Origin of the sequence: uncultured Enorma sp. (assembly GCA_905210055.1) — a bacterium.
In the GTDB taxonomy this organism is placed as follows: Bacteria; Actinomycetota; Coriobacteriia; order Coriobacteriales; family Coriobacteriaceae; genus Enorma.
In genome coordinates, this window is sequence record CAJLVH010000062.1 from 1 (window position 1) to 9905 (window position 9905).

Here is a 9905-nt window from a genome sequence, read left to right on the forward strand (position 1 = left end):
TGGCTCGTGATGGGGCGTGAGACGGTCGACGTGTGCGATCCAGCCCTGCGCCTCGTGTTCCCCTCGAATGTCATGGGCGTCTCGGCGTTTTTCTACACGCCGGACGGTGTGGCCCGCGCGCTCGTGCGCCAGAAGGACGTCGCCGGTGTGCAGGCAACGGGTTGCTTCGATGAGGTCGTGGGCTACGGAGACGATTTCGACGAGCTGCTTGCGGCCACGATCGAGAAGATCGATCCCAACATGATCGATATCGACGCCGACCTGTACGACGCGCTCACCGACGGCCTCACGACCGGCCTGTACCTGCGCCTTATGCGCGATCTTGAAGGCACGCCGTATGCCCAGCGCCTGAGCTATGGACAGGTGATTCGGGCGCTGCGCGGCCGCAAGATCGACGCCGAGGTTGAGCTTCAGGTCGAGGTGCTCAAGCTCCTGAACCAGGTGTGCGACGAGCTTTCCGGCATCGTTCGGCCTGGCGTGAGCGAGGAAGACGTCTACGACTACTGCCAGGAGTTCATGCGCAAGCACGACCTTACGCCCTCGTGGGAGACGACGTGTTGCCCGCTCGTGCATGCGGGCGCGCGCAGTGTGCAGGGGCTCGTCCACCCGGGTACGAATCAGGTTCGCCCGGGCGACGTGTTCCACTTGAGCTTCGGCGCGAAGCATGCGAGCGGCTACGCCACCGATTTCCAGCGGAGCTGGTATGTGCTTGAGGAAGGCGAGTCCGAGCCGCCCGAGGAGGTGCAGCGCGCGTTCCAGGCCGTGATCGACGCGATCGACGGCACGAGGGCGGCCATGCGCCCCGGGATGGAAGGCCGCGAGGTCAACCGCATCTTCAACAAGGCGCTCGAAGATTGGCCGGCGAGCGGCGGCGGGCATTCCGTGGGCCGTGCGCTCCACGATGGCTGCTTCCAACTCGCATGCGATTCTCCGGTGATCGGCGAGCTGCCGGAGATTCCCCTCGAGGTGGGAAACGTCTTCACGCTCGAGGTGTTCTGCAACACGCCGCGCGGCGTGATCGGTGTGGAGGAGATGATTCGCCTCGAAGAAGACGGCGGGTCGTACCTCTATCTTCCGCAGCGCGAGCTTTGGACGCTCCCCTGCGCCTGATGCATCAAAAGGGACGGGTGCGAAACGTTGCTTTTACTGCGTTTTGCACGTTTTGACCCCGTCCCCAAATGACGCACCCGAATGACGCAAGAAGTAACGTTTTGTATCCGTCCCAACATGACGTATTGGAAGGAGAAAGGCATGCTTGGTGAAAACTTCGTTGGATTGAGTGATGAGACCCTGGCGTATGCCGAGGATCTTGCCACGGTGACGCTCGGCGTCGACGCACTCGATCGTAAGCTCAACCAGACGTCTGAGGATTACGACGGTGTCGTGTGCATCAACCTTGGATGGGATAAGACCGCTGAGTTCTCCGATTGGTCGGACGCCCGCGCGGCTCTGCGTGAGCTCGCCGCCCGCGCACTCACGCTCCCCGAGGCCGACCGCCGTCTGTATTACACGCAGGCGTGCACTTCGATCGACAGCTTCTGCGCGTGGCGCGAGGGTAAGCTCCCGCGCCTGACCGATCAGGTGAGCCTGTTTTTGCTTTCCGACGGCGCCCCGGCAAGCGAGAAGTACCTCGCCGGTCAGTGCAAGAAGCTCGACGCGTACTTCGATATGCTCGGATATAAGGGCACCCTGGCGGAGCGCACCGAGCGCTGGAAGGAGGAGAACCTCGTTCCGCGCGAGGACGTGCAGTCCGTCATGACCGATCTCATGAACGAGGCACGCGAGATCTGTGGCGAATTCCTGCCGCTCCCCGAGGAGCCGTACCACGTTGCGACCGTCGACGGTGGTCCGTTCTCCGCCCGTTCCGAGGTCTTGAAGCTGCGCGTTGTGGTGAACATCGCGCCCACGTACACGCGCCCCTCGTTGAAGCACCTCGTGTGCCACGAGATCTATCCCGGCCACTACATGCAGTTTACGCTGCGTCGCGAGCTGTGGAAGCAGGGCTATGCTGGCGCCGACGGCCTGCTTTCCGTGACGAACCACTCCTCTTCGAGTTGCTTCGAGGGTCTGGCCGACATGGGCGGCCGTTTCCTGGGTTGGATGGACGTGAACGACCGCATCCAGGAGATCTATTCCGATATCAAGAGCGCACTCGGAACGCTTTCGTCCTATCAGCTCGACGTGCTCGGCTGGCCTGAGGAACAGGTTGAGGAGTACATGCGCCAGTGGCCGCTTCTGGGTGGCGAGGCAGGCATCAAGAGCCGCATGGAGTTCATCAAAGACCCCACGCGCGCCGCGCTCATCTGGTCGTACTGGCGTGGCGACCAAGCGTTCCTGAACGTCATGGATCGCCTGTCCGACGAGGATATGCCGCGGTTCTACGACTACATCTACGGCCGCCTGCACACCCCGGCATCGCTCGCGATGTTCCAGTAGAAGTGAGAAGTTCTGTCCAGGACTCAGATGCTCACGCGCGTGAGGCTAGAGAGGTTTGAAGATGCTGTCTCTTGAAGATAAGTTCCGCATGCTGGGCGTCGACTCGGCACCCGGCCAGGAAGTGAACGCTCACGGCATTCCCGATGGCATCGTCGGTGAATGCTTGAAAGGCACGCGCGTGGACTTCTCCCACGGCGACGTTGACGCCTTCACGCCCATCCCCGGCTCGCTCGACCTGTTCGTGGCGGGCTTCGAGGAGGGCGCTCCGCAGGCATATACCGAGTACCGCGGCCGCATGAGCCTCCGTGAGTATCTCGCGGGCAAGCTCGCGGAGTTCTCGGGCGCTCCCGTCGCCGCGGGCACGGAGCTTATCGTGACGCCGGGCACCCAGGGGGCGCTCTTCCTCGCCATGGGTGCCGCCATCATGCCGGGCGACAAGGTCGTGGTGATCGAGCCCGACTACTTCGCGAATCGCAAGCTCGTGACGTTCTTCGGCGGCGAGCTCGTGCCGGTGGGGCTCGACTACTTCGGCTGCGAGGGCGAGCGTGCCGGTATCGACCTTGCCGGTCTTGAGCGGGCGTTTGCCGAAGGTGCGCGGCTGCTCATCTTCTCGAATCCCAACAACCCTACGGGCGCGGTCTACACGCGCGAGGAGCTCGTGAGCATCGCGGAACTTGCGCAGCGCTATGGCGTGCGCGTCATCTGCGACGAGTTGTACTCACGCCAGATCTTCGATGACCGCGAGTTCGTGCACCTGCGCTCCCTCGGCATCCTTGACCCCGAGCTGCTCGTGACGATCATCGGCCCTTCGAAGACCGAATCGATGAGCGGTTTCCGCCTGGGCGTGGCGTATGGATCGCCCTCGTGGATCCTGCGCATGGAGAAGCTCCAGGCGATTGTGTCGCTCCGCGCTGCCGGCTACTGCCAGGCGGTCATCCCTGCATGGTTCTCGGAGCCCGAAGGTTGGATGACGGAGCGCGTCGCGGCGCACCAGCGCATTCGCGACGACCTCGTGGCGCTGTTCCGCGCCATGCCCGGCGTGCGCGTGCGCGTCACGGAAGGCGGCAGCTACATTTTCCCGACGCTTCCCGAGCTCACGCTGCCGCTCAAAGACTTCGTCGCGGCGCTCCGCCTTCAGGCGAGCGTCGTGGTGACGCCAGGTACGGAGTTCGGCCCGCAGTTCACGAGCAGCGTGCGCCTCAACTTCTCGCAGGACTATGACGCCGCTGTGGATGCCGTGCGCCGCATGGGCGTGCTCATCGACCGCTATCGGGCGTGATGGGCATGGCGGGTTCTTCTGCAGAAGGGCGCGCACGGCGCGTCGCGCTCATCGGCTATGGCAAGATCGGCCGAACCGTTGCTCAGCATGTTCGCGAGCTTGGCTGCGAGGTGGCGTGGGCGCTCGATCCCGTCGCGGAGGCAGATGACGGCACCACGATCGTTCGCACGGGATCGCCCGAACTCTACGAGGGAATCGATCTCGTGGTGGAGTGCGCGACGGCGGCCGCCCTTGTGGCGCAGATCGACGACGTGCTCGAGCGCACGAACCTCATGCCGTTCTCGCTCACCGCGTTTTCCGACGACGACGTGCTCGAGCGCGCGAAACGGACGGCACAGGAGCACGGACATGACATTTACCTTCCGCACGGCGCCATCTTGGGGCTCGACGGTATCTGGGATGCGCGAAGCATCTTGACCGAGGTGTCGATCGTGACCACGAAGAGTCCGGCGAGCTTGGGGCTTGCCGCATGCTCAGAGCCCAAGACCGTGTTCGAAGGTTGTACGCGCGATGCCTGTGCGGCGTTCCCGCGGAACGTCAACGTGCATGCCGCGGTGGCACTGGCGGGCATCGGGTTTTCCCGTACACATTCCATGATCGTGGCCGATCCGAATGTGACCACGAATACGCATGTCATCTCGGTGAAGGGCGAGGGAATCGAATTTACCTTGAACATCTCCTCCTTCACCACGGGCGGCGTGACGGGTGTCTACACGCCGCTTTCTGCCTGCGGTTCGCTCGACCGCGTGCTCAAAGACGCCGGCGGCCTCTCGTTTGTGTAGGCAACGCCTGCCGCCTGGTACCGAAGTATCACCCGAAAAAGCCCGCTTCCTTGTTGGAGGCGGGCTTTCGCATGAGCAAGCTGATGTGATTGCAAAGAAGCGGTTGCGCTGACACCCGGTTCTTTCGCTTAGTAACCGCGCGCGCGGTCGACGACGTGCGTGAGCTCATCGCCGGCAAGGTAGCGCGTGAGGTTCTCACGGAAGATCTCGAACAGTGCGCGGACGTTGACGAGGTCGTCGTCCCAGCCAGCGACATGCGGTGTGACGATCACGTTCTCGAGCCCCCAGAGCGGACTTTCCTGCGGCAGCGGCTCCACCTCGAACACGTCGAGCACGGCACCGGCAATCTTGCCCTCTTGCAGCGCGGCGGTGAGCGCATCCTGGTCGACGGTCACGCCACGGCCGACGTTCGCGAAGACCGTGCCCTCGTTCATGCATTCGAAGAAGCGCGCCGAGACGAGCTTCTGGGTCTCGGGCGTGCTCGGCAGGCTCACGGCGACGATGTCCGCACCAGCGAGTGCAGCCTCGGGCTCGTCCATGAGATAGTGCTCGTCGAAGGCGGGCGAGGCGATGTCGCGCGTGCGATCCATGCCGCGAACACAGGCGGCTCCCAGCGCCTTCATACGCTCGGCGATGGTCGAGCCCACATTGCCGCAGCCGATGACGCACACGGTGCTATCGCAAATGGAGCGCCCGACGCCCTGGCGCCCCCAGGAGCGCTCGGCCTGAGCGGTGTGGTACGCAGGCAGGTGGCGGAAGAGCGAGAGCACGCCGCCCACGACGTACTCGGCGATATCGATGCCGAAGGCGCCGGAGCCGTTCGTGAGCACGACGTCCTTGCGGGCGTAGATGTCGCCGCAGAGGCGGTCGACGCCAGCCGCGGGCGTCTGCACCCAGCGCAGCTCGGGCAGGCTCTTGAAGGTTGCGGGCGGGAAGTATCCCATGAGCGCCTCGCAGGTAGCGAGCTCTTCAATCGAAGGGTCGCCCTCCGACGAGAACCAGATGGTGCCGCGCCCGGCATCATGGGCGATGGCATCGAGTGTTGCGCGCTGCTCGTCGTTGAAGGGCACGTGGCGGAATCCGATGTTCATCCTTAGTTCCTTTAGGGTTGATGACTGCATAACAAAGCGGGGTCGGACGGCTGCGCGTCCGACCCCGTAGGCATCGCGAACACGTTACAGGGGCAGGTGCACCCAGCGCTCCTCGCGGTGAGAGCGATCGGCTGCGTTGATGAGCTCCTGCACACGGGCGCTCTGCTCGAAGTTGCCCTCGTTCTTCTCGCCGCCAGAGACGATCTCTTCCAGGAAGTTCTGGATCAGGCAGCCGTAGAACGCGGTATCCCAGTCGTCATCGGGCTGATGGCCGGGGTTCCAGTACTTGTCGGGAATCTCGAGCTCGCGGTACTTCACGGCGTTGGCGTCCGCGTTGGGATCCGCCCAGCCGTCGGCATACTCGAGCTTCTGGATCGCATGGGTCTCGGGATCCTTGATGAGCGTCGCCTTGAGGGAGCCCTTGTCGCCGTAGATCCACGCCGTGATGCCGGGATAGTTGCCCACCGTCACGAAAGAGGTCTGCATGGAGAACAGGTAGCCCTTCTTGGTGGTGCCCATCCACATGTCGGCGTCGTCCCAGTTGATGCGCTCAAGATGGTCGTCGACATTGTAGCGGCGGCGTTCCTTCACGAGGTTGGCCATGGCGCAGACGACCTTCTCGATATCGTCGTTGATGAGCTCGAGGCCAATATCGATCGTAGGGGCGCCGTAGCCTTCGAGCGAGGACATCTCGATCTTCTTGGGGTCGGGGTCGGTGCCCACCTTCTCGAGCTCGGTGGGGTACTCCTTGAAGAGGCGCTTGTCCTGCGGATACCAGGGGTTCAGCCACTGGCTGTTCTGCTCGTAGCCGTTGAAGAGCCACGGCGTGCCGATCTTGCCCTCGCGGACGAGGTCGAACATGTACTGCACGGCGGGTGCGTAGCGGAACGTGAGGCCGACCTTCGTCTTCAAGCCCTTGGACTTCGCGAGGTCGGAGAGCTCGCGCACGCGATGGAAATCGCCGGCGACGGGCTTCTCCACGAGCACGTGCTTGCCGCACTCGATGGCGAGTGTTGTGAGCGGCTCATGGGACTCGCCGTGCTCGTCGCGGGTGCAGACGTCGATCACATCGAGATCGTCGCGGCGAATCATGGCTTCAGCATCGGTCATAACCTCGGGGACGCCGAACTTCTCGGCAGCCTCGCGCGCGAGCTCCTCATCGCGGTCGCAGATTACGACGAGGTCGCACAGATCGCTTCTCACCCAGCCGGGGATGTGGGCGCGCTTGGACCATCGGCCGGCGCCGATGATGCCGACGCGGAGTTTATCGGCCATAGCAGCTCCTCTCACCTGAAGGTACATACTAGTTTCGATTATAGGTTTGCGTATGAAGCGATATGGGATTCCCAGTCTTTTCCCACACCCACGTTTTCACATACGAAACAAACGGGCGTCGCTGAACGCTTCGGCTCCACACGCGGGGCGCGGCAAAGGGGACGGGCACCGTTGCCGCGGATACGCGCGGTCGCTACCGCTGAAGGGTCATGACGCTCGCGCGCTCGCGGATCTCGGGGTCGTAGTAGGTATGGGTGAAGGGGGCGTCGGGTTGTCGCCGCCGTTTGAAGAGGGTCTTGACCGCATCCGAGCACATCTGGGCGTCGTCGATGGACATGCTCGTGATGGGCACCTGGGCGTTTTGGGTGAGCGGTGTGTCCTCGCCCGAGATGACCGACATGTTCTGGGGAACGCGGATGCCCCGGCGCATGAGCTCGTGGACGATGCCGGCAGACGCGTCGTTTGAGGTGACGAGCGCGGTCGGACGAGGCTTGAGTTCGAGGATCCTGTCCACGATATCGACCCCGCTCATATAGTTGCTACGCTCGAGATGAAGCAGGTGGCTTTCGGGAACGTCGAGCCCGTGCGCGTGCATGCAGTCGGCGAAGCCCAGGCTCTTGTCTTGCGTGATGGTCGAGGTGCTGGACCCGCCCACGAACGCGATGCGCGTGTGGCCGTGCTCGATGAGGTACGTGGCACAGTCGAAGCCGATCTTGTAGTAGTCCGCATGCAGGCAGTCGATGCGCTTCATGGGGAGGTAGCGCTCGAGCATCACGAGCGGGCAGGGGTAATGACGCAAGAGGCGGGCCGTCTTGTCCGAGCTTCCGATGGTGAACGTGATGACGCCGAAGAAATGGCGCTCTGCAGCCATGTTGAGGTAGGCGTATTCACGCTCGGCCAAGAAGTGCGTGAGCCCCACGAGCGGCTGCTTCCGCCGCTGCACGAGCTTGTCGCAGAGCAGCTCGACGCGGCTCGACGAGACGGAGTTGCTCACCCCGCCGATGAGCACGAGCACCTGGTCGCTCGAATCGTCGGGGAAGCGGCGGTTGCGCTTATGGTGCTGGTAGCCGAGCTCCGCGATAGCCTGTTCCGTTTTCTGCCGCGCCTCTTCGGATACATAGCCCGTGCCGGAAACGACGCGCGAGACCGTCGAGATGGAAAGGCCGGTCGCCTGGGCGATATCTTTGAGAGTTGTCGCCATGGATCACGCCTCCTTTGCACGCGCGAGCTCCTGCTGCTCGAACCAGCGCATATGGTCTTCCAGGATATCGAGGGGTATCGCGCCGAATTTCAGCGCCGCCGCATGAAAGCGCTTGAGGTCGAACGCATCGCCTAGCTCGCGCTCCATGCGTTCGCGCAGGTCGCAGAACCACCGGCTGCCCCATTTGTATGCGAGCGCCTGCGCGGGCATGCTGCAGGTGTAGCGCACGAGCTCGGTGTGGATCTCGAGCTCGGTGAACATGGTGTGCTCGCGGAGCAGCTGCGCGGCCTCGTCGTAGGTCCAGCCGAGGGCGTTCAGCCCGGTGTCGACGATGAGCCGGCAGCAGAGAAACGCGTCCCAGGTGAGGCGGCCGAAGTACTCCATGGGTTCGTAGAGACCGAGCTCGTAGGCAAGATTCGAGGCGTATTCCGCCCAGCCGTCGGCGTAGGCGGTGTCGTAGTGGTGGTGGATGATATCGGGCAGGGTCTCATCCTCCTGCACGAGGTTCATCTGGTAGTGGTGTCCGGGCAGCAGCTCGTGGTACACCACCGCGCAGGTGCGGATCTGGCAGCGGCGGTCGAGCTCGGCGGCGCTGTAGTAGTAGATGCCCTTGTCGTCCTCACCGGGTACGGGAACATGGTAGTAACCCCAGCTCGAGGTTTGCTCGTCTGCCTCGCGCGTGCGCGCGACCGTGCAATCGGCTTTCGGCATGCGGTCGAAGTACTTCGGCATGAGCGGGCGGATCTTATCCAGGTAGCCTTCGAGGGCGTTTTGCATCTCCTCCGGTGTGTCGAAGCGATAACGTGAGTCTGCTTGGATTGTATCGAGCACCTCGCGCAGGGTTCCCGTGTAACCCATGGTGCGCGCGACGTCGAGCATGGCGCGTTCAGTGCGCTCGAGTTCTTGCCAGCCGCGTGCCATGATGGCGGCGGGATCTTCGCGGCATGAGATATAGGTCTCGACCTCGCGCGCGTAGAGCTCGACCCCACCGGGGTACTGTCCCATGCCCAGCGCGGTGGGCGCGAGCTCGTAGTAGTCGCCGGAGATGGTCGCAACGAGGTCGCGCAGTTCCGTGGCGAGCGCGCACGCTGGTTCCTCACAGCCTTCGAAGCGCACCGCTCGTTGGTCGATTTCATCTTGTGCCGCGGTGAGTGTTTGCAGCACGAGGTCGCAGCACATCTTCGGCATACGGATATAGCGGCGCGCCTGCTCGAGAAGTTTTTCGTGCATGCTGTGCACAAAGGGGGCGAAGCCCTTCAAGATGCGCAGATAGAAGGCGCGTTCCTCTGGTGTGGCGGTGGGCAGGGCGAGCATCTTCTCCACGAGCGTGGGAATGGTGCGATAGCTGCTGTTCAAATCGAAGCGCTGCCAATAGTTGTCTCGGTTGTTGCGGATGTAGGCGCAATACCGTATGAGAATCTTGAGCACCATCTCATCGTTGTGGGCTACCGCGTTGTTGAGCATGGTGCGGGCGCGAGCTTCCGTTTCGTCTGCGAGCCGGGCGTCTGCCTCGGCGCGCTCGAGTGAGAGGTCGGGGAACTGGGCGTCCGGAAACGTCCATTTCACGATCATGACCTCGTTGTTCTCGACGGTGCTCGCAAAGAACTCGTTTGCGAGCTGCAGGACTTCGGACGAGATAACCATGATGCCTCCATGCGCAGGCTGGATGGGGGATGCGGTCGCTGTTTTCAGCATATATCACATCGCGCATATGAAATCTCACATGTTCGTCCGTATCATACCAGCAAACGCTTTTTTGTGCTAAAGCGCAGGGCTGCATCATGGCTCGGCAAACCAGCCATTGGGGACGGGGGTTATTGGCTGGTTGATGGACGAACCAG

8 protein-coding genes are annotated in these 9905 nt (G+C 62.9%); 4 read left to right on the forward strand and 4 right to left on the reverse strand.

Translation table 11 applies throughout. From position 1 onward, the window contains the following. The 4 genes from QZ079_RS05305 to QZ079_RS05320 form a co-directional block, all read left to right on the forward strand. The coding region (locus QZ079_RS05305; protein WP_297036030.1) for a Xaa-Pro peptidase family protein at positions 1 to 1110 on the forward strand (1110 nt) is incomplete at its 5' end. 141 nt (positions 1111 to 1251) lie between these two features. Next, positions 1252 to 2436 carry a hypothetical protein gene (locus QZ079_RS05310; protein WP_297036033.1) on the forward strand — a complete coding sequence of 395 codons (1185 nt, stop codon included), beginning with the start codon at positions 1252 to 1254 and terminating at the stop codon, positions 2434 to 2436. A 61-nt stretch (positions 2437 to 2497) separates the two neighbouring features. Then, the gene (locus QZ079_RS05315) at positions 2498 to 3715 is read left to right on the forward strand and encodes a pyridoxal phosphate-dependent aminotransferase (protein ID WP_297036036.1); all 1218 of its coding nucleotides are present in this window, start codon (positions 2498 to 2500) and stop codon (positions 3713 to 3715) included. A 5-nt stretch (positions 3716 to 3720) separates the two neighbouring features. After that, on the forward strand, positions 3721 to 4497 hold the full coding sequence (locus QZ079_RS05320) for an aspartate dehydrogenase domain-containing protein (RefSeq protein ID WP_297036039.1): 777 nt from the start codon (positions 3721 to 3723) through the stop codon (positions 4495 to 4497). 128 nt (positions 4498 to 4625) lie between these two features. On the opposite strand, the gene QZ079_RS05325 is transcribed toward QZ079_RS05320, so the two are convergent. From QZ079_RS05325 to QZ079_RS05340, 4 genes are all read right to left on the reverse strand, one after another. Further along, the gene (locus QZ079_RS05325) at positions 4626 to 5588 is read right to left on the reverse strand and encodes a D-2-hydroxyacid dehydrogenase (RefSeq protein WP_297036042.1); all 963 of its coding nucleotides are present in this window, start codon (positions 5586 to 5588) and stop codon (positions 4626 to 4628) included. 84 nt (positions 5589 to 5672) lie between these two features. Then, positions 5673 to 6863, reverse strand: a complete 1191-nt coding sequence (locus QZ079_RS05330) for a Gfo/Idh/MocA family protein (protein WP_291288498.1) — start codon at positions 6861 to 6863, stop codon at positions 5673 to 5675. Between the two features lie 193 nt (positions 6864 to 7056). Continuing rightward, positions 7057 to 8064, reverse strand: a complete 1008-nt coding sequence (locus QZ079_RS05335) for a LacI family DNA-binding transcriptional regulator (protein ID WP_297036046.1) — start codon at positions 8062 to 8064, stop codon at positions 7057 to 7059. A gap of 3 nt (positions 8065 to 8067) precedes the next feature. Next, on the reverse strand, positions 8068 to 9708 hold the full coding sequence (locus QZ079_RS05340; protein WP_297036049.1) for a DUF885 domain-containing protein: 1641 nt from the start codon (positions 9706 to 9708) through the stop codon (positions 8068 to 8070). Between the last annotated feature and the right edge of the window lie 197 nt (positions 9709 to 9905).